At 38.1% G+C, this 26,111-nt stretch carries 27 protein-coding genes and 1 riboswitch; of the genes, 18 read left to right on the forward strand and 9 right to left on the reverse strand.

Annotated features, from left to right (window positions below; genetic code table 11):
- Nucleotides 1–61 precede the first annotated feature (61 nt).
- Entirely contained in the window at nucleotides 62–1,483 is a 1,422-nt protein-coding gene (locus tag MWU84_RS00375; protein ID WP_246896311.1) for a sulfatase, read from the forward strand.
- A gap of 59 nt (nucleotides 1,484–1,542) precedes the next feature.
- Here MWU84_RS00375 and MWU84_RS00380 read toward each other — a convergent pair whose 3' ends face one another.
- From MWU84_RS00380 to MWU84_RS00400, 5 genes are all read right to left on the reverse strand, one after another.
- A complete protein-coding gene (locus MWU84_RS00380; RefSeq protein WP_246896313.1) occupies nucleotides 1,543–2,532 on the reverse strand; it encodes a bile acid:sodium symporter family protein in 990 nt (329 codons plus the stop codon).
- Nucleotides 2,533–2,768: 236 nt separating this feature from the next.
- Nucleotides 2,769–3,797 (reverse strand): zinc-dependent alcohol dehydrogenase family protein, encoded by a 1,029-nt coding sequence (locus MWU84_RS00385; RefSeq protein WP_246896315.1) that lies wholly within the window; start codon nucleotides 3,795–3,797, stop codon nucleotides 2,769–2,771.
- Between the two features lie 4 nt (nucleotides 3,798–3,801).
- Nucleotides 3,802–3,969: a hypothetical protein gene (locus tag MWU84_RS00390; protein WP_246896319.1), complete on the reverse strand. Its 168-nt coding sequence runs from the start codon at nucleotides 3,967–3,969 to the stop codon at nucleotides 3,802–3,804.
- 12 nt (nucleotides 3,970–3,981) lie between these two features.
- Nucleotides 3,982–5,064, reverse strand: a complete 1,083-nt coding sequence (locus MWU84_RS00395; protein WP_246896322.1) for a DUF6544 family protein — start codon at nucleotides 5,062–5,064, stop codon at nucleotides 3,982–3,984.
- A gap of 187 nt (nucleotides 5,065–5,251) precedes the next feature.
- Entirely contained in the window at nucleotides 5,252–5,701 is a 450-nt protein-coding gene (locus MWU84_RS00400; RefSeq protein WP_246896326.1) for a hypothetical protein, read from the reverse strand.
- A 157-nt stretch (nucleotides 5,702–5,858) separates the two neighbouring features.
- Here MWU84_RS00400 and MWU84_RS00405 point away from each other — a divergent pair, with 157 nt between their 5' ends.
- The 3 genes from MWU84_RS00405 (at nucleotide 5,859) to MWU84_RS00415 (ending at nucleotide 8,541) form a co-directional block, all read left to right on the forward strand.
- Complete coding sequence (locus MWU84_RS00405) at nucleotides 5,859–6,701, forward strand: universal stress protein (RefSeq protein WP_246896348.1); 843 nt, start codon at nucleotides 5,859–5,861, stop codon at nucleotides 6,699–6,701.
- Nucleotides 6,702–7,030: 329 nt separating this feature from the next.
- Nucleotides 7,031–7,375: a carboxypeptidase-like regulatory domain-containing protein gene (locus tag MWU84_RS00410; RefSeq protein WP_246896350.1), complete on the forward strand. Its 345-nt coding sequence runs from the start codon at nucleotides 7,031–7,033 to the stop codon at nucleotides 7,373–7,375.
- An 11-nt stretch (nucleotides 7,376–7,386) separates the two neighbouring features.
- On the forward strand, nucleotides 7,387–8,541 hold the full coding sequence (locus MWU84_RS00415; RefSeq protein WP_246896353.1) for a PepSY-associated TM helix domain-containing protein: 1,155 nt from the start codon (nucleotides 7,387–7,389) through the stop codon (nucleotides 8,539–8,541).
- A gap of 162 nt (nucleotides 8,542–8,703) precedes the next feature.
- Here MWU84_RS00415 and MWU84_RS00420 read toward each other — a convergent pair whose 3' ends face one another.
- Nucleotides 8,704–10,938, reverse strand: coding sequence for an FUSC family membrane protein (locus MWU84_RS00420; protein WP_246896356.1), 2,235 nt, complete (start codon nucleotides 10,936–10,938; stop codon nucleotides 8,704–8,706).
- A gap of 201 nt (nucleotides 10,939–11,139) precedes the next feature.
- Here MWU84_RS00420 and MWU84_RS00425 point away from each other — a divergent pair, with 201 nt between their 5' ends.
- The 13 genes from MWU84_RS00425 to MWU84_RS00485 all read left to right on the forward strand — a co-directional run bounded on the left by MWU84_RS00425 (nucleotide 11,140) and on the right by MWU84_RS00485 (nucleotide 22,218).
- Complete coding sequence (locus tag MWU84_RS00425; protein ID WP_246896358.1) at nucleotides 11,140–12,039, forward strand: MerR family transcriptional regulator; 900 nt, start codon at nucleotides 11,140–11,142, stop codon at nucleotides 12,037–12,039.
- 238 nt (nucleotides 12,040–12,277) lie between these two features.
- A complete protein-coding gene (locus tag MWU84_RS00430; protein WP_246896360.1) occupies nucleotides 12,278–12,934 on the forward strand; it encodes a TetR family transcriptional regulator C-terminal domain-containing protein in 657 nt (218 codons plus the stop codon).
- Between the two features lie 9 nt (nucleotides 12,935–12,943).
- Nucleotides 12,944–14,254, forward strand: a complete 1,311-nt coding sequence (locus MWU84_RS00435; protein ID WP_246896362.1) for an AarF/UbiB family protein — start codon at nucleotides 12,944–12,946, stop codon at nucleotides 14,252–14,254.
- Nucleotides 14,254–14,889 (forward strand): flavin reductase, encoded by a 636-nt coding sequence (locus MWU84_RS00440; RefSeq protein ID WP_246896372.1) that lies wholly within the window; start codon nucleotides 14,254–14,256, stop codon nucleotides 14,887–14,889. The genes MWU84_RS00435 and MWU84_RS00440 overlap by 1 nt, the downstream gene beginning before the upstream one ends.
- Nucleotide 14,890: 1 nt before the next feature.
- Entirely contained in the window at nucleotides 14,891–16,315 is a 1,425-nt protein-coding gene (locus MWU84_RS00445; RefSeq protein WP_246896374.1) for an SDR family oxidoreductase, read from the forward strand.
- A 117-nt stretch (nucleotides 16,316–16,432) separates the two neighbouring features.
- Nucleotides 16,433–16,864, forward strand: a complete 432-nt coding sequence (locus MWU84_RS00450) for a hypothetical protein (protein ID WP_246896378.1) — start codon at nucleotides 16,433–16,435, stop codon at nucleotides 16,862–16,864.
- Nucleotides 16,861–17,133, forward strand: a complete 273-nt coding sequence (locus tag MWU84_RS00455) for a TIGR03643 family protein (RefSeq protein WP_246896387.1) — start codon at nucleotides 16,861–16,863, stop codon at nucleotides 17,131–17,133. The genes MWU84_RS00450 and MWU84_RS00455 overlap by 4 nt, the downstream gene beginning before the upstream one ends.
- A gap of 54 nt (nucleotides 17,134–17,187) precedes the next feature.
- Nucleotides 17,188–17,886 (forward strand): GTP cyclohydrolase I FolE, encoded by a 699-nt coding sequence (gene folE, locus MWU84_RS00460; RefSeq protein WP_246896400.1) that lies wholly within the window; start codon nucleotides 17,188–17,190, stop codon nucleotides 17,884–17,886.
- 4 nt (nucleotides 17,887–17,890) lie between these two features.
- Entirely contained in the window at nucleotides 17,891–18,121 is a 231-nt protein-coding gene (locus MWU84_RS00465; RefSeq protein WP_246896402.1) for a hypothetical protein, read from the forward strand.
- 13 nt (nucleotides 18,122–18,134) lie between these two features.
- A complete protein-coding gene (locus MWU84_RS00470; RefSeq protein WP_246896404.1) occupies nucleotides 18,135–18,818 on the forward strand; it encodes an SDR family oxidoreductase in 684 nt (227 codons plus the stop codon).
- 3 nt (nucleotides 18,819–18,821) lie between these two features.
- The gene (locus tag MWU84_RS00475) at nucleotides 18,822–19,364 is read left to right on the forward strand and encodes a glutathione peroxidase (protein WP_246896406.1); all 543 of its coding nucleotides are present in this window, start codon (nucleotides 18,822–18,824) and stop codon (nucleotides 19,362–19,364) included.
- A gap of 2 nt (nucleotides 19,365–19,366) precedes the next feature.
- A complete protein-coding gene (locus MWU84_RS00480) occupies nucleotides 19,367–19,537 on the forward strand; it encodes a Lacal_2735 family protein (protein ID WP_246896408.1) in 171 nt (56 codons plus the stop codon).
- A gap of 494 nt (nucleotides 19,538–20,031) precedes the next feature.
- Nucleotides 20,032–22,218, forward strand: a complete 2,187-nt coding sequence (locus MWU84_RS00485) for a DUF5916 domain-containing protein (RefSeq protein ID WP_246896410.1) — start codon at nucleotides 20,032–20,034, stop codon at nucleotides 22,216–22,218.
- Nucleotides 22,219–22,240: 22 nt separating this feature from the next.
- On the opposite strand, the gene MWU84_RS00490 is transcribed toward MWU84_RS00485, so the two are convergent.
- The 3 genes from MWU84_RS00490 to MWU84_RS00500 all read right to left on the reverse strand — a co-directional run bounded on the left by MWU84_RS00490 (nucleotide 22,241) and on the right by MWU84_RS00500 (nucleotide 25,016).
- A complete protein-coding gene (locus tag MWU84_RS00490) occupies nucleotides 22,241–23,260 on the reverse strand; it encodes an acyl-CoA dehydrogenase (protein WP_246896414.1) in 1,020 nt (339 codons plus the stop codon).
- Nucleotides 23,229–23,831 carry a nicotinamide riboside transporter PnuC gene (pnuC, locus tag MWU84_RS00495; protein WP_246896416.1) on the reverse strand — a complete coding sequence of 201 codons (603 nt, stop codon included), beginning with the start codon at nucleotides 23,829–23,831 and terminating at the stop codon, nucleotides 23,229–23,231. Before pnuC ends, MWU84_RS00490 begins: the two co-directional genes overlap by 32 nt.
- Before the next feature lie 60 nt (nucleotides 23,832–23,891).
- Nucleotides 23,892–24,003, reverse strand: a riboswitch (TPP riboswitch).
- 143 nt (nucleotides 24,004–24,146) lie between these two features.
- Nucleotides 24,147–25,016, reverse strand: a complete 870-nt coding sequence (locus MWU84_RS00500; protein ID WP_281502482.1) for a DMT family transporter — start codon at nucleotides 25,014–25,016, stop codon at nucleotides 24,147–24,149.
- A gap of 483 nt (nucleotides 25,017–25,499) precedes the next feature.
- Between MWU84_RS00500 and MWU84_RS00505 the strand changes: the two genes are divergently transcribed.
- Nucleotides 25,500–26,111, forward strand: a complete 612-nt coding sequence (locus MWU84_RS00505; RefSeq protein WP_246896424.1) for a redoxin domain-containing protein — start codon at nucleotides 25,500–25,502, stop codon at nucleotides 26,109–26,111.

Here is a 26,111-nt window from a genome sequence, read left to right on the forward strand (position 1 = left end):
CTTAAATCTTCCTTTGCCATTTTTTGTTATCTTCAAATCCAAATAATCAATAACCAAAACAATGATCGAACAGAGGCAAAGAACAAGGGGATATTCTCAAATTATTGTAACCTTATTGCTATTAGCTATTTACACCAATTTTGGCTGGAGTCAAGAAAATCTTGGCAAAAGCCCCAATTTCATCATCATCTTTGCTGATGATCTGGGATATGGTGATCTGGGCACCTATGGGCATCCCACCATTAAAACACCTTATTTGGATCAAATGGCCGCAGAGGGGCAAAAATGGACCAATTTTTATGTAGGTGCCAGTGTGTGTACGCCCAGTAGGGCGGCATTATTAACTGGAAGATTGCCGGTAAGAAGTGGCATGGCCAGTGATAAGCATAGGGTATTGTTTCCAGATTCTAAAAATGGTTTGCCAAGTTCGGAGATAACCTTGGCGGAACAATTAAAAAAAGTAGGTTATAGCACCGCATGTGTTGGCAAATGGCATTTAGGCCATAAAGAAGAATACCTCCCTACCAACAATGGTTTTGACTACTATTTTGGTATCCCCTACTCCAATGATATGGATTTTGTGGGCGATTATAAGGCCTTTAAGGAAACAAAAGGAAGTTTACCCACAGAAAATTTCAATGTTCCCTTATTGCGGAATACGGAAATAATAGAAAGGCCCGCCGATCAGAATACCATCACCAAAAGATATACGGAAGAGACTATTTCCTTTATCAAAAAAAACAAGGACAATCCTTTCTTTATATACTTGGCCCACAACCTTCCCCATATTCCGTTATTCGCCTCAGAGGATTTTTTAGGTAAGAGTAAAAGGGGTATATATGGCGATGTAGTAGAGGAAATTGATCATGGCATTGGACAAATAATTGCTGCCCTAAAGGAAGAGGGATTGGACAAAAATACCATTGTAATCTTTACCTCGGACAATGGCCCCTGGCTTTCCTACGGAATTAATGGCGGAAGTGCGGGTCTCTTAAAAGCTGGGAAAGGCATGACATGGGAGGGTGGAATGCGGGAGCCCTGCATTTTCTGGTCGCCCTCCAACATTAAACCGGCAGTAGTCACCGAACTGGGTACCACCATGGACCTTTTTACCACCTTTAGTGCCTTGGCCGGCGTACCCATGCCCGAGGACAGGATTATGGATGGTTATAACCTAAGTAGTACACTTTTTAAGAACGCTCCCAGTCCGCGAAAGGGGGTTTACTATTATAGAGGAACCCAACTATACGCAGCCCGACTCGGAGATTATAAAGCGCATTATTTTACCCAGGGATCTTATGGCCAGTTTGGCGAAAAAGAAGTTCATGACCCCCCTATCCTATATAATTTAAGCGTTGACCCATCAGAGAACTTCGACATAGGGTCAATTCATCCAGAAATTCTAGGGGAAATCAATGCCATGGTCAAAGAGCACCAGTCCAATTTGGTAAAAGGCAAAGACCAACTAGCGGATAGGGAATAAACTGTTGTCGTGCAACATCAATAAGGAACAAAGGGATCTTAAGCCAATAGATTATTACCTTATCCCTGTACAATTGATTCCTGTTCCTCAGGTCTATTGGCCCGTATCCCTGCAATTACGCTCAAGATCAAAATCTGAGTGGCATGGAAAATCATTAGTGGCAATAGAATTATGCCTATGGAAGCCATATTCCCGAACAAAATTTTGGAAAAAACGGTCCCGTGCACCAAAGATTTTTTGGTGCCGCAAAACTGGGCCGTTATTTGGTCTTCCGTATTGAATTTTAGTTTTTTGGCCACAAAACCAGTTAAAAAGAATGCCAGGTAAAACAGTACCAAAACCGCTACAAATAGTATCAATAAATCCAAAAGGGATACCGAACCAAATATGTTTTCTTCAAACGATCCTGCAAAACTTTTATAGATAATGAGCAGGATAACGGATTTGTCGAACAAGGACAAGCGCCTATTAAACCTTTGTGCCAATTCGCCAAGAAAACGCTGTAAAAGAATTCCCAGTACTACAGGTAGAATTATTTGCAGAATGAGTTTGGAATAGATTTCGGAAAAATCAAAATCAGTACCGGAACCTTGTACAAAAAACCCCATCCAAAGTGGTGTAATGGCAATTCCGATTATCCCCGAAATACTGGCATTGAATATTGCTGCAGGAATATTACCCTTGGCCATTGAGACCATTACCACCGAGGATGAAACTGTAGACGGTAAGGCAGCCAAAAAAAAGAAGGCCAACCAAAGTGTCTCCTGTTCTTCATTTTGCATAAACGGATAAAAAGCCAAAACAATCAGTGGAAAAATAAAAAAAGTGGATCCCTGCACCAATAAGTGCAACTTCCAGTTCTTAAGTCCGGCTTTTAACTTTTGGGGACTTAATTTTAATCCATAAAAAAAGAAGATTAAAGAAATCCCTATTGCACTCATAGTATCGATAGGAATGCTACTTTCTCTTGCTCCCCACTGAGGAAATAAATAAGCAATACCAATAACAGCTATTATGGAGAGGACAAAGCCATCAATCTTTAATTTCATATTCAATCTGTTTTTGCCCTTTGCCCAATACGGCACTTGAAGTAGTACCATCAAGGAAAAATTCACGTTTCAATAACTTAAAGTCATTAGAAATCTGATTCCAAACAACTTTGACTCCAAACCGGAAACCATTAAGTCAGCAAAATTAAGATATAATTTTAGAATTTATAAAATGACTATCAGATTAAATATAATGCTTGAAAAGTATGAAAAACGCAACGGGAAATAGGTGACAATCAACTTATTTTTAACACCTTAGCCCCAATGATATGTCGCTCCTTCAGTTCTACAAGTGCCTTATTGGCTTCCTCCAAAGGATATACTTGTACCTTTGGTCTTATGGAGGCCTTTGCGGCCAGAATTAAAAAATCTTCTACATCCCTTGCTGTTAAATTGGCGACCGACTTAATTTCCTTTTCCATCCAAAGATGATCTTGATAGTTTAGGTTTTGAAGAACGCTCTTATCCTTTTCCTCCTTGCGAATGGCATTGATTACCAGTCTACCTCCTTTTTTAAGATTTGCAAGAGCTTCCACGACAGGTTTCCAGGCCGGGGTGGTATCTATAATACTATCCAATTTCTCCGGGCAGGCATTTGAGGTATCTCCGGCCCATATCGCCCCCAATTCCTTGGCAAAGGACCTTTCCTCCTCCTTCCTTGCAAAAACATATATCCGGGCCTTGGGAAATGAATACCTCAGCATTTTAAGGACAAGGTGGCCGGAAGCCCCAAACCCGGTAAGACCCACATTGTCACCATCCTTTATTTTGGCAAGCTGTACGGACCTAAATCCTATTGCTCCAGCGCATAAAAGGGGAGCTGCTTCGGTATCGGAAAAAAAATCAGGTATTTTATGGGCATATTTTTCGGGCACCACCATGTACTCGGCATAACCGCCATTGACATCCTTGCCCGTCGCCAGAAATTGATCGCACAGGTTTTCCAGTCCCTCAAGACAAAATTCACAGTAGCCACATGCGGAATAAATCCAGGCCACCCCTACCCGATCTCCCTTCTTAAACTTAGATGTCCCAGAGCCCAATTTATCCACTATTCCAATTACCTGATGTCCTGGGACCACAGGAAACTCCATTGCGGCTATTCTCCCCTCTATTTCATCCAGCTCCGTATGGCAAACCCCACATACAGAAATCTTGATCCTTACTTGGTTGTCCTTAGGCACAGGAACTGGAATATCTACCAAGTCCAAAGGAAATTTATTCTCCTTTAAGTCGCTTATTCCATTCAACAACATTGCTTTCATAACATCATTTTATTTTAATTCCCCTTTTCTCCATTTCAACTCTTAGTTTTGCAGGAATATCAATTCTGAACTGACAATTTTTAAAGTGTTCCAAATGCCATGCAATACGTTGATCTACCGTTGCGTTTTTAGGCATTTTATGTTCCATATACCTATCCTTGTTTAATTTCATGATCCAAAGATTTTATTCGGAAACATTATACACTATATCAACAACCCTAAATTTGCCATAGACAAATTCCCCGTCAGGATAATGCCAAATAGCTTCGCCATAGGTTGGCAATTTGTAGCCATTTATATTTTTATAATTACTTACCGGTGTGGAAAAAGGAAAGGCTTTCATTTCTGAAACGGAATAGCGGTCGTTGGATATAAAATTCACCAGCTGCCCCTTTTCATTAAAATATAAAATAGCAGTTATTGAAGTGCCGTTATTGTTAAATGTAGCCTTTGCACTTAATGCATCCAAGTTTACCCATGTAATGCGCTTATCTATAAGTGCCGCAGGCGCAAATAAACATATATCGTTAAAGAAAGTTACCGTTTCAGTGGGGTATAGTTCAGGTTCGTCCAAGTCCACCACTGAAAAAAGGGACAATAATTTTATGTGCATGCTTGCGCTTTGGTCAGTATATTTATGATAGCCATTTGTAGGTAGGCCCATTACCTTAGCTTTCATAAAAAACAAACGCTGTGGCGAAGCCATGAAATTATATTGTTCCGATGTAAAATGGAACCAATCCTTATCCTTGTCCCTCATTTCACCCTTGAATACAATTTTCATATTATATACTTTGGGCTTTCCCACCACACCAGCGTTCTCCAGGTACTTTTGTACACATACTGGTAAGGGTGCCAAATCTTCCTTACTAAGAATTTCATTGATTGGGGCTACTGCCTTCATAGCAGACTCAACATCCTTTTTATAATTCCCTTCAAATGCCAAGTTGCATTGACCTAAAATTGCCATGCATAAAATAATGGCGTTCGCAATAGTCCCATATTTGGCATCTGCCCACATTGTAAAAATTAAGCCTTGTGACAGGACTACGGCGACAATACCCAGCATTGGCCACCAGTCCTTTTTGAAAAACATTCCTGTTGCGGTAACTAAAAACAATAATGCCGTCATCAACCAAAGTATCCCCAGTGGCCTAGAAATTTCTTTGGTAAATTGAGCCATATTTCCCCAATTATAAGCCTTGGCAAAACCCATAAAATGTATAAGGCCATGAAGAAAAGTAATTATTAAAAGCAATATGCGCATTTCCTAAGTTTATTAATTAAAAAAAACTCTATTAAGAAACCCTTGGCATTACAAAAACTTCCTGAAAATAGGTAATGCCAAAAAGGGATAGGCCCAATAGCTGCCAAATTAAAAATTGCCGGATTCAGATGTTGTTAAAATCATAATGGCACCGAAACGTAACTAGTGTCGGCTAGGTTTAAATATTTCAGTTATCCATCAAATTCGCAAGGGACTCGCTATCGATAATATACTCTGTAATGGCAAAGACCTCTTTTCTATTACCGCGAAAATGGCTTACGAAATTTGCAATCTCTTCCTCAAGATGTTCATGTTCAGTCTTGATTATACTGGCATCAGTCTTATTATAATCTTCGACCATCTGACCCAATTGTCCCATATGTCTTCCAACTTTCTCCAATAGATCCTTATTCTTTTTCTTCAAGAGTGATAATCCGGCTTCTAGAGCTTTTACCATATCCAGATTCTCCTGTTTGGTAATCCACATAAAATATTTATCTATTAAATGATGTAAAAAGCGGAGATCATCACCATAGAACTCTAGATCCGATTTCCAATGCCCGCACAGCACATACAGTTCGGACCATGGTCCTTCCTTAACAAATTGAGTTTCCTTATTGCTTTCTGTATATTCCATGATGATAAATTTTAAAAATTACAGCTCTAAAATTAATTAGGTTATAGCTCTTTGAACATGACATATATCATGTACCCTTGATTTTCGCATGACAATGGTCATTTTGCATATTGGATTTATAACTTAGTTTCGGGAAAGAAATCCAAATCATCAAAAGATGAAAACCATTCTCTACGCAACGGACTACTCCCAAAACTCGGTCGCCGCCTTAAGGCTGGCCCACCTTATGACTAAAAAATTCAATGCAAAATTGATTGCTATGCACGTTTTTGACATTCCAATAACCCTTAGCACCGTTTCCATAAGTCATCTAAAAAAAGAGAAAAGATTATTGGAGGAAAACCACTCTAAGTTAAAAAAGTTTTGTACCGAGCATCTCGGGGATACCTGGGAAGGTTCAAATATTAACTTCGTTGTGGAAGAGAACGCATCAATAATAGACGGTATCTTGGAGAAAGCAATAAAATTTGATGTCGATCTTCTTGTTGTAGGAACCAAGGGAGCAAGTGCAGTTAAGGAATTTCTTTTGGGTAGCGCAACTACCGGTCTGATAAAAAAGGCATCTTGTGCTGTTATGGCCGTGCCTGCCATGTACATCCTCGAAAATTTCAAAACTGTGGTCTATGCCACCGATTTTGAACAGGCCGATATTTTTGCTATCAATAGGCTGGTGGAAATTGCAGAGAAATTCAACTCTAAAATACATATCGTTCATATATCCACCAGTGGGGAATATGCCGGCGATCAACAGATGGAATGGTTCAAAGAAATGCTTAAGCAAAAAGTAAAATATAAAAAAATAGCATTCGATTTAATCTTCGCCAATGACATTTATGAAGAGTTAAACGGGTATTTGGATAAATCGGAAGCCACCTTGTTTGCCATGTTGGAAAGAAAGGATAGCTCCTTTGTCCAAAAATACCTACAAAAGGATATGGTCAAAAAGATGGTATCGGGTATTAGTATTCCCCTAATAAGCTTCAACATTGGAGGACTTTAAACTTTAAGTTAAATGTAGTAATAGCTCTTTATCGCCATGTTAGTATTCTGTCAAAAAAAAATGACAGTATATAATCCTGCAGCTTCACCTTTAGAATAGTTTTTAATTTCCCTAGATTCCAACTTTGGAAAACACTTACTAGGTCTATATGAAATATATTTTCTAATAGATTTTTGGGATATCCACAGCTACCCATATACTGTCCAAGATTTAAAATAGGCTCTCTAATTTATTAATTATTATTTAAAATTATTCTAAATAATTTTGGGCAATAGAATTTTCCATTTTATTTTAGCACCTTATTTAAATTAAGTCTAATTTAAAATATAATGAAAAAACTTCTTTTGTATGTTCATTTGTTAGTTGTTGCTACACTTTTTGCACACAATTATGGGACGGTCATCGGAACCATCATTGCGGGTAACACCAACCCTGTTCCATTTGCAAATGTCATTGTAGAAGGCCATAAAAAAGGCGGAATGGCCAGTGAGTTTTGGCATTATACACTAACCAAAGTCCACTGTGGTGAATGGCAAATTACATTGAGTTCGGTTGGTTTCAGGACCATAAATTTCCCCTTGGGCATATCTACTTCCGATACAAATGATCTAGTAGTCAGACCGATCCTCGATCTTTTACCAGGATATTACTATAAACACCATAACCCTTCATAAATATTTTAAACATGTCTAATAAAAGTAAAAAATATACCTTGAGAAAGTTTATCAACGATGCACACCTTTGGTTGGGTATTGGAAGTGGAATTATTTTATTTCTTGTCTGTTTAAGCGGCACCGTGTTGACATTTGAAGAAGAAATTAAAGACCTTTTTGCCAAAGAATTTGTGATTATGAATACATCGGGAAGCCCGCTATCCATAGAGAAACTCTCGGAATCTATATCCAAGGAAGGAGTAGTGAGCAATGTTACCATTCCGGCAGCGACAAATGAAGCATTAAAATTCCAAGTAAAAACTTCCCCTAAGGATAGACGTGGCACTACCTATTTCGTAGATCCGTATTCGGGGGAATACCAAAAAGAACAAAAATCCAATTTGGATGGATTCTTTATGACCATGTTCAAAATGCACAGATGGTTATTGTTGGAAACTGAGGTGGGAAGACCTATTGTTGGTGTTGCTACCATAATATTCTTATTCTTGGCCATCAGTGGTATGGTATTGTGGTTTCCCAAAAGAATGAAGTGGAAGAGTTTTAAACCCGGCTTTAAAATTAAGTATAAGGCTAACTGGAAAAGGATTAACCACGACCTGCACAATACCCTTGGATTTTATGCCTGTATCTTTTTGGTTATCATGTCTCTTACCGGGCTATTTTGGTCTTTTGAATGGTATAGGGATGCCGGGAGTACCGTTTTGGGCACCAAAGTTTTTGGGAATCGTGGTGGCGGACCAAATTTTAAATCGGCCCTAAATCCCGGTGCCAAGGAAATAACCTTTGAAGAAATACTTCAGCTAACATCAAGAGAATTGGACTTTGAAGGTAAGACCACTATTTCTATCCCGGTCTCGGAAAACGATGTTTATACGGTAACCAAAAATAACAATTCCAGATTTTCGCCTATAACAACCGATAAACTTATATTTGATAGGGATGGGACACTTTTGCACAAAGAGCTCTTTGCCAATAAGCCATTGAACGTTCAGATCGCCTCTTTGATAAAACCCATTCATATAGGCACTATTTATGGCACCTTTTCAAAAATAATCTACTTTTTTGCTTGCCTAATTGCCACAAGTTTGCCGATTACAGGAACCCTCATTTGGATTAATAAACTCAAAACAAAAAAGTCGAAAAAGAAACAACCAGTCCTGGTCTAACCCTTTCAAAAGGAGTCAACATCTTTCAGTTATTAAAGGGTCATTATTGGCCCTTTTCCTTTCTAAAACTTATTGAAATTCAGTTGATTGCAGAGCATCCATAAAAATACCAATAATGCAACCATTTGCAGAAACCATGAGTAATTCCATTAGGAATAGGGTTTAATCAAACTCAATTTTTGAAATTAGTACCAGCATTTTCCCGCTTAACGAAAACAACCACTGTAATTGCTCTGTGACCAGATGGGCCTCTTTTAGTTCCCGCTCCAATTTTACGTCCACCTCGGAGGAAAGATCTATATTCTGTGGTACAAAAGTAGGAAGTTGTTCCTTGGCGAAATGATTGTTCTGGGGATCAATGGGTGTCTGGTCGGACTTTGAATTCTCTAAGGCCTGAAGTACCTGCTCCAGATTTTCATCTATTTTAGAAATAAAGTTTTTAAACTTTAAAGAGGCCTCAGTAGTAGGATTGTTCTGAATATAGGTACTAAACGATGCCAGTGACGCTAAAAAGGTGTGGTTCAACACTACCAGTTCATATATTTTATCCAAATATTTTTGTTTGGACACAGGTTCTTGGGCCATTCGTTGAAAGGCCGAACTAAGATTGGAAGTTTCTACAAAGGCTTCTTTACGGGACACCTTATAGGTAGTAGTCACTTTTCCTTTGCGTTCGTAATAATTGGCAATTTGGCCAAGAAAATCCCTATTGGCCTTTACACTATTTCTAATTTGTTGTCTTATCTCCATGTATCCCCAAGCCGGCCATATCCACAACATGGCCACAAAAGACAGTCCGGCACCGATCAGGGTATCCAATATTCTGTATTGAATAACGGTTAGAACGTCCGGACGGATAATGGCATAGATGAAAACCACACTTAGCGTAATAAACGTTGCCCCTGCCCTATAATTCCTTTGGACCATTGAAAAGGCAATAACCAATGATACCACTCCCAATACCCCAAATACATAGGGGTCCTGAATAAGAAAAACAAATCCTGTTGCAATAGCCCCTCCTAGGAGCGTTCCAATAATTCTGTCTTTTGTACGCGATTTTGTAAGACCATAACTGGGCCGCATTATAACGATTATAGTCAGGAGTATCCAATAAGGATTTTGAAAATCGAAGAAGTTACCCAGGGCATACCCTATCATAACCGTCACTGCCAGCCTCAACGAATGTTTAAATATGGTGGACTTAAAACTAAAGTTGCTTGCCAATAATTTGGGGTCATAATCCTGGGCAACTACAAAACGTTTGGCCGATGACTGATCTACCATATCCACGGAACGCATATCGGGATTCCCTAAAAGCCATTTTATTTTTTTAATTTTTTCAAATTGTTTTTCCAGATATTCCAATATGTTTTGAAGCATTAGGAACCCCTCATAATCCATAGTGCCTTTCTCGTTTCTAAGTACAGCAACTTCCTGTTTCACCTGAACAAAACATTGGGCCAGTTTCGAATTCCTGGGAAACTTGCTCTTGTCGCCTCCCATTTCGGCGATTAGCCTTAATTGACTGGCCATTTCGAAAATTAGTTTTTGAAAGCTCTTTATAAACTCTGGATGATGGACAAGAAGGGTATCCATTTTATCATAATTTACCGGGTTGGCGATGGCCGTTTCGAGCATATCGATCAATTCAACAAAAATCAACAGTCTCTTGGCCTGATAACTAGATCTTCCAGAGCTTTTCCTGGAAAGCAGCAAGATTTCTCTCAAGGTTTCATGATGCTCGATTAACTTATCCTGTATCTCATACAATTTAGACTGCAATTCCAATCGGTCTGTCTGTGGACAAACCAATTTACCTCTGGTTTCCAAAAATTCAGCTGTCAGTATATAAGTTTCCCAAAAAAGCTCCTCGGTCTGTGCTCTGGGGTTTATACGGTACCAAAGCACTGCCAAAAACAAATACCAAAGTCCCCCTGCCCCTATCAAAAGGGCATATTGGAATATTTCGAGTTCTTGCGATTCATGGGCGAAACCCAGTACCAAGGCAAGTAATCCAGAAAAACTGATCAGAGAGGCCCTAAACCCATATACAGATATAAAGGCGATTGCAAAAGTTAAGATTCCCAAAACGGGAATCAACAACCAAGTTTCAAACTTTAAATAACCACCTATAAAACTAACTAGCATTACTAATACTGCAGAAAATAGGATCCCAAACTTTTTGTGTCGAAAATTTCCACTCACATCACTTGGTGAACTCCAGAAGGCTCCAAAGCACAGGGCCAATCCAATTTCTAAATATCCAAATCTAATGGAAAGTATTATCGGTAGGGTAACCGCTATGGCAATCAAAATAGCCTTTGAGAAATTGGTACTTTTTAGAAAGTGAAGCAGTTCCCTAAAATTATCGAAAATGATGTGGCTAAATGATTTCAACAGCTAATTATTCTGCCATAAAGATACGATTTGCCATGTCTACAACAAATATAGAAATCCGGTATTTAGAAAGCATTCCCCCTATTTCCATTATCTCATATGGAAACATACACAAACCCATATCATATAAATTAAGCTTCACCCAAAACTTTGAAATTGACTAGAAAAACCATACTTTTGTTTAACTTTTTATTTAAATTGATGAACAACGTTAAAAGTAACTTCAGCATCAAAGACCTTGAAAATCTTTCAGGTATTAAGGCGCACACTATTAGAATATGGGAAAAGCGCTATAATCTTTTTCAACCAAATAGAACGGACACCAACATAAGATGTTACAATATAGAGAACCTTCAAAAACTACTTAACGTAACTTTTCTCTATAACAACGGCTATAAAATTTCCAAAATATCGCAGTTAGGCGAGGAAAAAATCCCCATGGTAGTAAGGGATTTAGTTTCTGAACAAAGCAACAACGGACATGTTTTGAATTCCTTTAAAATGTCCATGATGAATTTTGACCAGAGCCAATTCTTTAAGACTTACAATTCCCTATTAAAAGAAAAATCCTTCAGGGAAATCTTCTATGAAGATTTTATCCCTTTATTAACGGAATTGGGGCTACTATGGCAAACAGATACAATAACACCCTCCCATGAACATTTTATTTGCGCCCTGATTAAGCAAAAGATTTTGGTAAATACAGAAAAGTTGCAATTCAGTACGCCTACCAATGCCTCCAAAACCTTTGTCCTATATCTTCCAGACAACGAAATACATGAATTGGGGCTAATGTTTCTCAATTATGAAATCCTCTCAAAAGGGTATCAAGCTATTTTTCTTGGACAAAGCATCCCTATTTTTAGCTTAAAGGATTTAGTGCCATTATATGACAATATTGTATTTGTTTCCTATTTTACTGTACAACCGGACAAAGACAACATTATGGCCTATCTAGAAGATTTTCATGATTTGCTGCTGAAGGACAGTACTTCCGAGCTTTGGATATTAGGAAAAATGCTTGAAGAAATTAATCAAAAAGATTTGCCCAAAACTATTATTGGTTTTTCCCAAATAGATCATTTGGTCCAAAAACTTTAATTTAAAAAAGCTTTAACGAATTTAAATATTCTACAAGCTTCATCCATGTAAATTATTCTTAGAAGCAGTTTGGATAGAAATCCCTATACCATAATTGTGCTACAGGGACTTGCTAACTACGCCCGTAAAGATTCTTGGGCATTTAAAAGGTCCCTTCCCTAAAACCAAGTTAAATTTTGTTTAATATTATATTTAAAACGTTAAACATTTTGTATCTTGTGCCATACAATTGATAGTCATGGCAAAAAAGAAAACAATTTCAGAAAACGACATTATTTCATCTTATATGGATTATGTCCTTGAACATAACGAAAACCCAAAATCGGTTTATGCCTTTGCAAAAGCCAACAACTTTGAAGAATCAAAATTCTATGCATTTTTCGGCTCTTTTGAGGCTATCGAAAAACACATTTTCAAAGCTTTTTTTAACAATACCGTTTCCATTTTGGAAAAAAGTGAGGATTACAAATCCTTCGATGCCCGAAATAAATTATTGAGCTTTTACTTTACCTTTTTCGAAAATTTAACTGCCAATAGAAGTTATGTAATATATGCACTGCATCAGCATAAAAATGGCCTCAAAGGACTAACACTGCTATCAGAACTTAAAATTGGCTTCACCTCCTATATAGAGGATCTGGATATTGAAACTTTGGATATTAAACAAGAGCAAGTAGACAAAATTCAACGTCGAGCCTTGCAAGAATCGGCCTGGCTGCAATTGTTATTGACCATTAAATTCTGGATTGACGACACCTCAGCTGCCTTTGAAAAGACCGATATCTTTATAGAGAAATCTGTCAACACTAGTTTTGATATTTTAAATATCGCGCCTCTTAAAAGTGTGCTCGACTTTGGAAAATTCATATTCAAGGAAAAAATGCACACTAAATAAAACCTGTAGATGAAAACAATCGACAATATACCTGTTTCAAAAATACATCGTGCCTCAAAATTAGTATCCACGGGCGCTCGCGTTGGGGTTAATTATCTTAAATACTACGGGGACAAATTCACTAAAACTGAGCTTGAAGCCCGAACCCGGCTTAACGAGAGCAACGCTGAAGATATTTATGACAGCCTTAAACAGCTAAAGGGAAGTGCTCTAAAAGTGGCTCAAATGCTGAGTATGGAAAAAAGCATAATGCCACAGGCCTATGTGGAAAAATTTTCCTTGGCCCAGTTTTCGGTACCCCCTTTGTCGCCCCCTTTGGTGCTTAAAACTTTTAAAGATTATTTTGGCAAGCTGCCAAATGAATTATTTGATTCCTTCAACACAACTTCAGTAAACGCTGCCAGCATTGGCCAAGTCCATGAAGCAGCAAAATATGGGAAAAAACTTGCTGTGAAAATCCAATATCCTGGAGTTGCCGAGAGTATAGCCTCCGACTTGGCCCTAGTTAAACCTATTGCTATTAAAATGTTTAACATTAAAGGCAAAGATTCGGACAAGTATTTTAAGGAAGTTGAAGGAAAGTTAATAGAGGAAACAAATTATGTGCTGGAAATGGAACAGAGCAAGGAAATTGCTGATGCCTGCTCATACATTCCCAACCTTTTGTTTCCTCAATATTACGAAGAATTATCCTCTGACCGTATTATTACCATGGACTTTATGCAAGGTGAACACCTTTCAGAGTTTACAGCCTATAATACCGACCAGGAGAAAGCCAATCAATTGGGACAGGCATTATGGGACTTTTATATGTTCCAAATACATAAGTTGAGAAAAGTACATGCCGACCCACACCCAGGAAATTTCCTAGTATCCAAGGAAAGTAAATTGATTGCCTTGGATTTTGGCTGTATGAAAATTATTCCGAATGAATTTTATATCCCTTATTTTGAGCTGGCCAAACCAGAAAATATTACCGACCACAAATTCTTTGTATCCAAATTATACGAATTGGAAATTTTACGCAAAGACGATACCAAAGAAGAAATCACATTCTTCACGGAGATGTTCCATGAACTGCTAAGCCTGTTCACCCAACCGTTTCATGTAGAAAATTTCGACTTTTCAGATGGTGATTTTTTTGGGAAAATTACGGAATTGGGACAACGATATTCGAAGAATACCGAATTACGAAAAATGAATGGCAATAGAGGGTCCAAACATTTCATATATATTAATCGGACATTTTTTGGTCTGTACAACCTTATGTTCGATTTAAAGGCCAGCAACATTAAGATCAATAATTTTAATCATTTGTAATGACACATTTTGACCAACGGGACTTTCAAAAAATGGATCGTTTATTCAGAATTAACCTCATCAATAGTTGTTCTGGATACAAATCCGCAAATCTGGTTGGCACCAAATCCCCTGAAGGCGTTTCCAATTTGGCCGTGTTTAGTTCGGTTACACATATCGGTTCCGATCCGGCCCTTTTGGGACTTATTTTTAGGCCTACCACTGTGGTCAGAAATACCTACAACAATATCAAAAAAACTGGGTCGTTTACCCTAAATCAAATTCATGAGCCTGTGCTGGAGGATGCCCATCATACCTCAGCCAAATACGCAGCTAATATTTCAGAATTTGATGCAACAAACTTGGAGGAGGATTACAGGAAAAATTTTCCAGCGCCTTTTGTTAAGGCATCGCCCCTTAAAATAGCAATGGGCTATCTTGAAGAGTATTCTTTAAAGGCGAACAATACCATACTCATGATCGGAGAAATTAAGCATCTGTTCGTAGATGACCAGTTACTTCAAAAGGACGGTTTCCTTAATTTATCTAAAGCAAAAATTGCGACCATTAACGGACTTGACGGATACGCCATACCAAATTTAAAAACTAGGTTGGCATACCAAAGACCAAAAAATACATCTCAAAACACTGTATAATATGAAAATTCTCGTTACCGGCGCCACTGGCTATATTGGAAAAAGATTGATTCCAATATTAAGCAACGAAGGTCATGATGTGGTCTGCGCTGTAAGGGATAAGTTGAGGGCGGACAAAAACTATCTTGATGATGAACATATAAGTGTTGTCGAGGCAGATTTTTTAAAACCTGAAACACTAATTAATATACCTAAAGACATTGATGTTGCGTATTATTTAATCCACTCCATGTCCAATTCTTCCAGTAATTTTGAACGTTTGGAAGCAGCTTGTGCTGCCAATTTCAAGGCCTACTTTGCAAATACCCAATTAAAGCAAGTTATTTATTTAAGTGGTATTACCAACGAAAAACAACTTTCTAAACATTTGCAGTCCAGAAAAAATGTGGAAGAAATTTTGTCTGCAGATACGTACGCACTTACAGTTTTTAAGGCAGGAATTATTGTAGGATCAGGAAGTTCTTCTTTTGAAATTATTAGGGACCTAGTAGAAAAATTGCCGGTAATGGTAGCCCCAAAATGGCTAAATACCAAAACACAACCATTGGCGGTAAGGGATGTATTGGCCTTTTTATCACGGGCAAAAGGAAGAAAAGAACTTTACAACACCTCATATGACATTTTTGGTCCAGAAATTTTGACCTATAAGCAAATGCTTTTGGAGTTTGCAAAAGCAAGGGGATTAAAACGCTATATTTTAACAGTTCCTGTCATGACGCCAAAACTTTCTTCATATTGGCTTTATTTTGTAACCTCCACCTCATACAAATTGGCTACAGCACTAGTTGATAGCATGGGTGTGCAGATTGTTGGGAAACCCAGCAATATCAACCAATTATTAGAGGTGAACCCCATAACCTACAAAGAGGCTGTGGAATTGGCTTTTGAAAAAATTGAGCAGAACAGTATTGTATCCAGTTGGAAAGACTCCATGGTGAGCAGTGGTCGTCTAAAGAATAGTTTACACAAATATGTTAATGTTCCCAAATACGGATGTTTTAAAGATTATAAAGAGCGTAAAGTCGAAAATGAGCAGGTAACCATTAGCAAGATTTGGTCTATTGGAGGTACAACGGGATGGTACTACGGGAACTTTCTATGGAAAACAAGAGGATATCTGGACAAGTTGGTCGGCGGGATAGGACTACGCAGGGGAAGAACCCATATTTCCGAATTGGACGCAGGCGACGCCCTAGATTTTTGGCGAGTTATTTTCAGTGATAAAAAAGAAAAAAAGCTACTGCTATATGCCGAAATGAAGCTCCCAGGAGAAGCTTGGCTCGAATTTAAGATTGAAGACGGGCTCCTTAAACAAACTGCAACCTTTAGGCCACGAGGACTTGCTGGAAGATTGTATTGGTACAGCGTATATCCATTTCATGGCATTATCTTCAATGGGCTGATCAATAAATTGGTCGCCGATTAGACTTTTTTTTACATAGTTATAGCCTATAACGTCATAAGAAAATAGAATCCAATTATGTTTAACTTTTTTTTAAAATAGTTAAACATTATGTATATTTGAGTACCGTTTGAGAGAAAGATGATATTAGAGACTTCACATAGCAATAAAGATGATTCCTTACTTATTAATGATTTGGTAGGGAAGCCTTTTGGCCTATTAAAGACTATTCAACTCAAAGGAGTAGGTTCTTCAAGAATGATCATCGAAGAAGCTAGTCCAAATATGAAGTCCTTTTTAAATACCACCTTCGACGCCACCTATGCCAATATAGAACTGCGCCCCTTTGGAATACTATTAAGAATACTTAACGGACTAAGAAATTTTACATGGGTAATCCCCTATTATCAATTGGTTATTTACAAAAGCAACTGCAGTAGTATTTATGCACAAGGCCGCTTTATCCACTTTAGGGAGGATCATTATTTTAAAAATAATAAATCCTTCCTTAGAAAGCTTTTAAGACTTAAAGCAAAATATGAGACCAAATATCAATTTTTGAATTTCAAATGAATTTAAGCGAAAGGGATATAGACAGAATTATTGAAATGGCTTGGGAAGACAGGACTCCCTTTGAAGCTATTACGTATCAGTTTTCAATTTCCGAAACAGAAGTTATAAAACTCATGCGAAAAGAAATGAAGCCCAGAAGTTTTAAAATGTGGCGTATACGAGTTAAAGGAAGGACTACCAAACACCAACAACTAAGAACCTTTGAAAAAGGGCGCTTTAAATGCTCTAGACAAAAACAGATAACGAATAATTCAATTTCAAAACGATAATGTTGCTTTGCCTTATGGAATGAGCACATAAGTACAGCACATAAAAAAGATATTATGAACACAGAGACCTTAGCTTTAAAAAATAAAAATGACCACAAGTTAAATGGTTTTTCCCATACGGATATTGGAGACGACCATTTGTATACGGGATTGGAAACTCCAATGAAACCTGACGCTTTCAAAATTTCAGACACCGAGAAAAAACAACGTATTGCCCTACTTTTTCAAGAAATTATGGATGTCATGGGCTTGGATCTAACCGATGATTCCTTAAAAGGTACTCCGGAACGGGTTGCCAAAATGTATATCGATGAAATTTTCTCTGGATTAAATCCGGCCAACAAACCGAAGATTGCATTATTCGACAACAAATATCGATATAATCAAATGTTGGTGGAGAAGAACATTACCTTCTACTCCAATTGCGAACATCATTTTGTACCGATAATTGGTAAAGCCCATCTAGCATATATCTCTTCGGGCAAAGTTATTGGATTATCCAAGCTGAACAGAATTGTTCAGTACTATGCAAAGCGCCCACAAGTGCAGGAACGCCTTACCAATCAAATCGCCGATGATTTGAAGAGTATTTTGGGGACTGAAAACGTTGCCGTCATCATCGATGCCAAACATTTATGTGTCTCTTCCAGAGGTATTAGAGATGAATCCTCCGCAACGGTAACCTCCTATTATGGAGGAAAATTCAATACTCCATCAAAAATAGCAGAATTACAAAACTATCTTAAAAATTAAAATTATGGACCTCATTAACGAAGCATTAGAATTTGAACAAAGAAAACTAAGATCGCTTTCTACAAGCGATAGAATTGAAATTTCAAGAAAAGCAAAATCCTTGATCTTGGGTTTGAACGAAATTTATAAGCGTAAGAAAGATGATAAAATTATGGACATCATGAAACGCTTGACCGTTATAAAACGAAAAGTAGAAAAAAGATTAAAGGGTAAACACTTGACAACAAACGCATAAGACGGCAAAAAAAATGAAAACAATAGTTGTTATAGGAGGGAGTAAGGGAATAGGGAAGGCTATTGTGAACACTTTTTTGGATACACATAAAGTAATCAATATAAGTAGGTCTTCACCAGAAGAAACCCATACTAATTTAACGCATATGGGTTGTGACATTTTAAAGGATGAACTCCCTGAAATTGCGGCCATAGATTCGTTGGTATACTGTCCTGGAAGTATCAATTTAAAACCCTTTGGACGTTTAAGCCTGGATGACTTTAGGCAAGATTATGAATTAAACGTAATTGGCGCCGTAAAGGCCCTTCAAAAGTATTTGGATGTGCTTAAAAAAGCAGAACGACCTTCGGTCTTACTCTTTAGTACGGTGGCTTCCAAACTAGGTATGCCCTACCATGCCAGTATTGCAGCTGCAAAATGCGGAGTGGAAGGTTTGGTAAAATCCCTTGGTGCAGAATTGGCGCCATCCCTTCGGATTAACGCTATAGCACCCACTGTTACAGATACCCAATTGGCTTCAAAGCTTTTACGAAATGATAAGATGATCGAAAATATTAAAGAGCGTCATCCATTAAAAAAATTCCTAAACCCTAAAGAAGTTGCGGAAATGGCCGAATTTTTATTGTCGGAAAAAGCATCCTCGATCTCAGGGCAAATATTTGAAATGGATTGTGGAATTGTAAGCTTTAAAATTTAATTCATGAACCCCTTAAAAATATTTGCCGCAACCCTATTCTCCAATTCCAAATCCAAAGTCAAGATGGATTTGCAATTGCTCTATGACATTGAAATAAATAGCTTAGGCGGTGTGCCCATAAGTTTGAAAGACTTTGAAGGAAAGCATATTCTATTTGTAAATGTGGCTTCCAAATGTCGCTTTACCCCCCAATACCAAAAGTTACAGGAACTTCATGAAACATATAAGGATAAGCTTGTGGTCATTGGATTGCCATGCAATCAATTTGGGGGGCAAGAACCAGGCAGCGCAGAAGAAATTGAATCTTTTTGTGAAGTGAACTATGGGGTAAAATTCCTAATAACCGAAAAAATCGATATCAAAGGTCAAAATCAGCATCCTTTATACAAATGGCTTACCCACAAAGGCTTTAACGGCCTAAAAAGTTCGTCGGTAAAATGGAATTTTCAAAAATATCTTGTGGACGCCAAGGGAAATTTGGTCGATTACTTCTTTTCCAATACTAGTCCCCTGAGTTCTAAAATAACAAAACACCTAAAAGATTAGTCATGTTCGGAATATTCAAAAAAAAATCCAAAGTAGAAAAGCTTCAAGAAAAATACAATACCCTTATGAAGGAATGGCATACACTTTCCAGCATTAACAGATCGGAAAGCGATAAAAAATATGCTGAGGCGCAGGAAGTCTTGGAGGAGCTGGTGGCCCTGCAAAAGAATTAAGGAAAACCTATATCACCCCTACTTTTTTACCCGATAATCGAGATTTAAATGCTCCGACGCTTGACTGGCTGTTTCTTTCAGGCGGGCGTCGAAATGTTATTAGTAGTTTCCTTCTGATGCCTCAAGGGCTCGCCCTGAGGTAATTGACTTTCTTTTAAATCATGGTTTCCACTACCATTGGATAGATAACAATTCCCCCTCAAACAGACTACTTTTGTTCCTCCCGCCTAGGGCAAAGGGGCATTTACAATTTTTCTATTATTTAACTTCTATCAACCGGAGGTAGATTATGCTATTTCTGGAGCAGTACCGTGAAGACAAATAATGACTTATTCCATAGGATAACGATGGATATAATCGCTATAAAAAGTTTATCTTTAGTTTCATAGACCACAAACCAACCATAAAATCCGGAACAAATGAAGTGTTGCCTACATTTGACCTTGCTTTTTTTATCTTCAATAATTTATGCCCAAAACTTGCCTGGTACAAAATTGAAAATCAAAAAATTCCAAGGTGAAATTGTATTGGATGGGGCGCTGAATGAAAATGCTTGGAAGGAAGCCGACGTAGCCGACGACTGGTACCAAAACTTTCCCGTAGATAGTTTGCCGTCCCCATTTCAAACAGAGGCTCGCATGACTTACAACGACGAGTTTCTTTATGTATCTTTTGTGTGCTATGACGATGACACTCCAGATGTCGTAAGCACCCTTAGAAGAGATTTCAACTACGCTGTCAACGATAATGTTTCCTTTATATTTGGGCCTTACAATGATCGCTTAAACGGCTATTTTTTTAATGTCACCGCCATTGGTGCACAAAGGGAAGGAACAGTATCCAGCGGCGGAAATGGAGAAAATGCCTTTAATATATACTGGGATAATAAGTGGTACTCCAAAGTAGTTAGGTACAAGGACAAGTGGATTGCCGAATTGGCAATCCCGTTTAAAAGTTTTAAGTACAAGAGTGATGTAAAAGAATGGAATGTCACTTTCGATCGGTTGGACAAAAAACGAAATATAAAGTCGGCCTGGGTACGCACGCCCAGACAATTCTATACGGGTACCTTTGCTTATGCAGGGCAGCTGGTATGGGAGGATCCTATTCCGAAGGCCAGTTCCAACATTTCACTTATTCCTTATGTTTCTGGAGGTGCCTTTGAAGATCGGGAGGTAGATCCCAAAGAATCCTCTACAGAACTACAGACCGGATTCGATGCCAAAGTGAGTATAAGCCCTTCCATGAATTTGGATCTCACGGTGAATCCTGATTTCTCCCAAATAGAAGTTGATGAGCAAATCCTTAATCTATCCCGCTTCGAATTTAGGTTCCCGGAACGCCGGCAATTTTTCTTGGAAAACAGCGATCTTTTTGACAATGCCGGTTTTGATTCTGCCCGACCATTTTTCTCCAGACGTATCGGCATTATTCAGGACACGGCCGGGCTTTCCCAAAAAGTACCAATCATGTACGGTGCTAGACTCAGTGGCACCATAAACCAGAAATGGCGCTTAGGGCTTATGAACATGCACACAAAAAAAATGTTGGAATTGGGACTACCCGCCCAAAACTATACCGTGGCCACCGTACAAAGAATGTTTCACGAACAATCCAGTTTTTCCATGACTTTTGTGAACAAAGAAAGTTTGGGGGTTTCGGAAAGTGATTCCTTGAAGTATTACCATCCCAGTATTTTCGGTAGACCTACACTAGATGATCGCCTGAGACCAAACACATACAATAGGGTACTAGATGCTGATTTAGTGCTAAGAAGTAAAGATAACAGATGGTATCATAGCTCCTTCCTGGCCCAATCCTTCGACGATAGAAATATAGCAAAAACTATGTCCGGTTCCGCCTTTTTTCAGTATTCGGACCGTAGTCTTTTAGCCAATTTTGGAACCTTCTTCGTAAATAAAAACTTTAATGCCGAAGTTGGGTATGTCCCGGGGAGCATGGTCTATCCCGGACAAATGGGCTATTATTCGGAAGTGGCCTATAAAATTTACCCCGAGAACAACAGTTTGCTTTATTCCGGGCCCCAAACCAGAATAAACGACACCTATTTACCCAACGGTAATTTGGTTGATCGGGAATTTGCCGTAGGCTACGTCTTCGATTTTAAAAATTCCGCAAACCTGACCTTCGATTTCGCACATATTTTTCAACAATTAACCGTTGATTTTAACCCCGTGAACAATACGGAATCAAGAAAATTTTTAAAGGGTGAGGAATACAGATGGAATACTATTTCCGCTTCCTATCAGAGCAATACTGTTAAGAAAATGAACTTCTTAATTAATTCCACTTATGGCGGCTTTTACAATGGCACTAATCTAAATATATCGGGACAGCTGGATATGCGCTTTCAACCTTATGTAAATATTGCCATGAGCTTTGACTATAACAATCTTAAATTGGATGAAGATTATGGCAGTGCAGAGTTGTTTCTTCTAGGACCAAAGTTGGATGTTACCTTTACGGATAAGTTGTTCTTTACTGGTTATTATCAATACAATAACTTAACCGAAAACATGAATTTGAATGCCAGGTTTCAATGGAGATATAAACCAGCTTCCGATTTCTATATTGTCTATACCGAAAATTATTTCCCTTCCAATTTTACAAGCAAGAATAGGGCTTTGGTATTTAAACTTACCTATTGGATGAATCTTTAAGTTTACTTTTTACCTGGCTCATTTAATCCTTTGTAAAAATATGATGCTGTGTCGCTGTAAAATAATCACAAAAAATTTGGTTCAACTCCTGGCCGTTTGTACTTGCCTTCACGCCCAAATAAGGAAAGATTTCAATAATATTCCTTGATATACTTTTCACGGAATGCATGGCGTCATTGTGTATTTTCCCAATATAATCCGTTTTAAAAACTCCTTTTTCCTCAATCCTTCTCTCAATTTCGATGGCATAAAAGGTAATTTTATCACAGGACTCTATGAGCGTATTTTTCAATTCATCCAATCGCCCAGTAACAATATTGGCTGAAACTTCTTCCAACAAATGTTCAGCCATGCCAATATAATTTACCCATAGCGTTAAATCGGCAAAAAGGGCAAATGGAATTTTAAAAATAGAGTGAGGCAGATGGCACTCATTGTAGACGAAACTGCAATTTTTATGGGCCATAAAACCATTAATTTCAAAAGAATGGGTAGCCGTAGCCTTTAAACCCATGGTATTCCAGTCTTCGATTACCTGTACTGCCTCTTTGGGAATAACAAATGATAGCACTTTGGACGACCCGTCCCCGTTTCGCAATTGGACCCCGTTTTCCAGAATTTCCGCGTTTAAGGTAAAATGTGTGAGGTAGGGAGCTCCGGTGGCATAGCGCCATTTACCCGAAATTCTAAAATGATCATCCACTATTTCGGCCGTTCCCGAAACACCTCCACTTCCTCCCAAACAAGCGGAGGTACCCGTATTCATAAAAATATCCCGAGCCATGCATTGCTGTAGATTGCCAATAAAATAATTGGCTCCGCTACATAGAGTTATTGTCCATCCAAGACTGGCGTCTAGCCTGGCCAACTCCCTAAGCTTGGACAGCCCCTCGCTAAGTGATAATTCAAGACCTCCATAAGTTTTGGGAACCCATATATTCCAAAGGTTCTCTTCTTTGATCCAATCCAGCACTTCCGACGGAAAAACCGTTTCACCAAAACAAAGTTTCCTAAGCTCCTGCTGTTTGTCTACTTGTATCATGCATAACTATTTTTCTCCATTTAAAATATCCCGAGGTACCCACCGTAAACAAGAAAATGGTCAACCCGGCATAAATGTATAATTCTTTGTATATGAGCAGTGGGATGGAAATAATGTTACTAATATTTAAGTAAATCCAATTTTCCATTTTTCTTTTGGCCATAAGCCACATTCCCGCCCAAGCAAAGGCACTAACTGCGGCATCCCATATAGGAACATCCGAATTGGTATGATATCGGAGCCAGTAGACCATAAGTGTAAAACAGGCGATCACAATACCAACTGCCTTTATTTGTTCCGCCTTATTAGCGTAAGTAATAGGAGTTTCTTCTTTTTGTCTACCATACTTCCAATAAAGCCAACCGTAGATACTCATCACCAAATAGTATAGATGGAGTATAATATCCGCATACAGTTTTGTTTGGTATAGTACCCAGACGCCTATAAGAATGGAAGCAATCCCAAATAAATAATTGTGGATGTTATTATTTCTGGCCAATAGTACTTGAACTACTCCAAGGACCGTTCCAATTGCCTGTAAACCTGTAAGATGCGTGAAAAAATTCTCCATCGATTCCCTAACTTAAATTTATGAAATGGGAAGATGAAGTAAGCATCGATCGGCAGTAATGCGAAATCGAACTAAAATCCCTACGCCGGCATTATCCGGATCAGGTTCAGAGTAAAAACTCTTGGGTATCATCTCAGCCTGCAGCCAATGGCAAGCACCCCATTTCAACAACAAAGCTAAAACTAATTTATGATTTGCCGTCTATTTTTAGATACGTAATTCAAAAAAAATAGATATTAGCTAAATAGGCATACTTAAAAGTTAAAGAATAGATTTATATACATGTCCACCGGCAAGGCCATGATACTTGGTCTTTTAATCCTTCTTCACCAAAGTATTTAATACCAAGGCCGAGATGATCATAAAAAGTCCAATAAAACTATAAATAGTGTAAGCCTCATTGAACCATAAAACCCCAATGGAAATTGTAAAGATCACCTCAATGTATTTTAAGGGAGCCACAAGATTTGTTTTTGCTATTTGAAAGGCCTTGGTCATATATAATTGCCCCATAAATCCAAAAACACCTAAAACAAGTAAAAATGCCCACTCGTAACCTATAGGTTGTATCCATACGGTAATTGCCAAAAGTCCACCAATAACAGTACCCACAAACATAAAGTAATTCACAACGACTGCTGGATGGTCTGCCACTCCTATTTTTCTAATAACCACATATACCATTCCACTAAATACGGAAGCAGTCAGGATAAGAGTGAGCCCTGTCGTATTAATATTTCCATCAAATCCTTTTAAAACCAGAACACCGGCAAAGGCAGTTAGGAAGAAAAGCCATTGAATGTTTTTTAATCTTTCCCTCAATACAAAAATGGCAAAAATAGCTGCAAAAATAGGGGCTACATAGCGCAAGGAAACCGCTGTTCCTACATTCAAGTGTTTTAAGGAAAGAAAGAACAAAGTCATGGCCGTTAATCCAAGAACAGCTCTTAGTACCATTAATCTTCGCTTGATACCAAATATAGGAATCCCCTTGACCAAAATATAAGTAGTCGCCAATACAAAGGATCCAAAGCATCTAAAAAATACAATTTGAAATGTGGGAATACGGTCTAAATATTTTACGGAAACATTCATCAAGGCAAATGAAAAAGTGCTGATAATCATAAAAAGCACTGCCTTCTTAAAATCCAATCCGGAATGTTTACTCCATTTAATATTTAACAAAATAGGTCGGTTGTTTCCCCAAAAGAAAAGGGCATTGGCATAAAGTTGCTAAGGTATGAAAACCTGTGCTCTACTAGAGCTCATAGCTCCATGAATTACAGATCTTTAATTATTTCATTGCTAACCAGCACCATAAACTGAATTGCATTATAAGGTAGTAGGTCAAAAACATAATGGTAAAACGGAAAAAACAAGAAACTGGAACATTTCACCTTAACATTCAGCCAGTTGCATACCATATCATCTTATGAATGTAAATACATTATTCTTTTAAACATAAAATATTGATTTGCACAGCAAATATTCATATTCTTAATTGTCGCCGCTATTTAAAATCCCGCAAAGGCATTCTGGACCCTTGTATTTATCCCAGTTAAAAATTTGACGTTCAGGGGGTTTGTTTGGTCGTTAACGTTTTTTTTGCTAAAAATTTCACGGAAATTCACTTACTTGTATAGTGACATAATGATGCCACACATGAACATGCCACATACTAAATCCATTTTCTTACATGTAACACCATTACTTTTGGCCTTTGTTTTCATGACCGCTTGTAAAAACAATGAAAAAAAAGAAAATGCCAAGGAACTACCTGCTTCCTCCGATGGCGCCCCTATAGCAAAAATGGGTTGGCCAAAACCGGATTCCTTAAAAGCTGGAATTCCCATTTACAACACTTTTGATAGACTGGAGCCATTGTTTCATTTTAATAACGACACCACCTATGTCATTAATTTTTGGGCCACCTGGTGTAAACCGTGTATTGCCGAGCTACCTTATTTTGAGGCATTTAACTCGAATCAAAAAAAAGAAAAAGTGAAGGTTGTTTTGGTTAGCCTTGATTTTCCAGACAAAATAGAAAGCAATTTAGTGCCATTCGTCAAAAAATGGCAATTGAAATCAGAAGTGGTAGTTCTGCTGGACGGCAAGTACAATAATTGGATCGACAAAGTTTCCCCAGATTGGTCTGGAGCCATACCAGCAACATATATATACAAAAAAGAACAAAATCAATTAGTAGCCGACCCATTCGAAAATCTTGAAGAATTAACTGAAGTCGTAAAGCCATTTTTATTCATTCCTAAAACACATTAA

It is taken from the genome of Arenibacter sp. F20364, from assembly GCF_023015905.1.
GTDB lineage: Bacteria > Bacteroidota > Bacteroidia > Flavobacteriales > Flavobacteriaceae > Arenibacter.

Bases quoted from the DNA above. Each gene is read 5' to 3' on its own strand.
- MWU84_RS00385 (WP_246896315.1), bottom strand. From the start codon at position 3,797: ATGAAAGCAATGTTGTTGAATGGAATAAGCGACTTAAAGGAGAATAAA.
- MWU84_RS00455 (WP_246896387.1), top strand. From the start codon at position 16,861: ATGAATTTAAGCGAAAGGGATATAGACAGAATTATTGAAATGGCTTGG.
- pnuC (WP_246896416.1), bottom strand. From the start codon at position 23,831: ATGGAGAATTTTTTCACGCATCTTACAGGTTTACAGGCAATTGGAACG.
- MWU84_RS00430 (WP_246896360.1), top strand. From the start codon at position 12,278: ATGGCAAAAAAGAAAACAATTTCAGAAAACGACATTATTTCATCTTAT.
- MWU84_RS00380 (WP_246896313.1), bottom strand. From the start codon at position 2,532: ATGAAATTAAAGATTGATGGCTTTGTCCTCTCCATAATAGCTGTTATT.
- MWU84_RS00405 (WP_246896348.1), top strand. From the start codon at position 5,859: ATGAAAACCATTCTCTACGCAACGGACTACTCCCAAAACTCGGTCGCC.
- MWU84_RS00395 (WP_246896322.1), bottom strand. From the start codon at position 5,064: ATGCGCATATTGCTTTTAATAATTACTTTTCTTCATGGCCTTATACAT.
- MWU84_RS00465 (WP_246896402.1), top strand. From the start codon at position 17,891: ATGGACCTCATTAACGAAGCATTAGAATTTGAACAAAGAAAACTAAGA.
- folE (WP_246896400.1), top strand. From the start codon at position 17,188: ATGAACACAGAGACCTTAGCTTTAAAAAATAAAAATGACCACAAGTTA.
- MWU84_RS00490 (WP_246896414.1), bottom strand. From the start codon at position 23,260: ATGATACAAGTAGACAAACAGCAGGAGCTTAGGAAACTTTGTTTTGGT.
- MWU84_RS00400 (WP_246896326.1), bottom strand. From the start codon at position 5,701: ATGGAATATACAGAAAGCAATAAGGAAACTCAATTTGTTAAGGAAGGA.
- MWU84_RS00480 (WP_246896408.1), top strand. From the start codon at position 19,367: ATGTTCGGAATATTCAAAAAAAAATCCAAAGTAGAAAAGCTTCAAGAA.
- MWU84_RS00425 (WP_246896358.1), top strand. From the start codon at position 11,140: ATGAACAACGTTAAAAGTAACTTCAGCATCAAAGACCTTGAAAATCTT.
- MWU84_RS00410 (WP_246896350.1), top strand. From the start codon at position 7,031: ATGAAAAAACTTCTTTTGTATGTTCATTTGTTAGTTGTTGCTACACTT.
- MWU84_RS00450 (WP_246896378.1), top strand. From the start codon at position 16,433: ATGATATTAGAGACTTCACATAGCAATAAAGATGATTCCTTACTTATT.
- MWU84_RS00390 (WP_246896319.1), bottom strand. From the start codon at position 3,969: ATGAAATTAAACAAGGATAGGTATATGGAACATAAAATGCCTAAAAAC.
- MWU84_RS00415 (WP_246896353.1), top strand. From the start codon at position 7,387: ATGTCTAATAAAAGTAAAAAATATACCTTGAGAAAGTTTATCAACGAT.
- MWU84_RS00505 (WP_246896424.1), top strand. From the start codon at position 25,500: ATGCCACATACTAAATCCATTTTCTTACATGTAACACCATTACTTTTG.
- MWU84_RS00435 (WP_246896362.1), top strand. From the start codon at position 12,944: ATGAAAACAATCGACAATATACCTGTTTCAAAAATACATCGTGCCTCA.
- MWU84_RS00445 (WP_246896374.1), top strand. From the start codon at position 14,891: ATGAAAATTCTCGTTACCGGCGCCACTGGCTATATTGGAAAAAGATTG.
- MWU84_RS00470 (WP_246896404.1), top strand. From the start codon at position 18,135: ATGAAAACAATAGTTGTTATAGGAGGGAGTAAGGGAATAGGGAAGGCT.
- MWU84_RS00375 (WP_246896311.1), top strand. From the start codon at position 62: ATGATCGAACAGAGGCAAAGAACAAGGGGATATTCTCAAATTATTGTA.
- MWU84_RS00440 (WP_246896372.1), top strand. From the start codon at position 14,254: ATGACACATTTTGACCAACGGGACTTTCAAAAAATGGATCGTTTATTC.
- MWU84_RS00475 (WP_246896406.1), top strand. From the start codon at position 18,822: ATGAACCCCTTAAAAATATTTGCCGCAACCCTATTCTCCAATTCCAAA.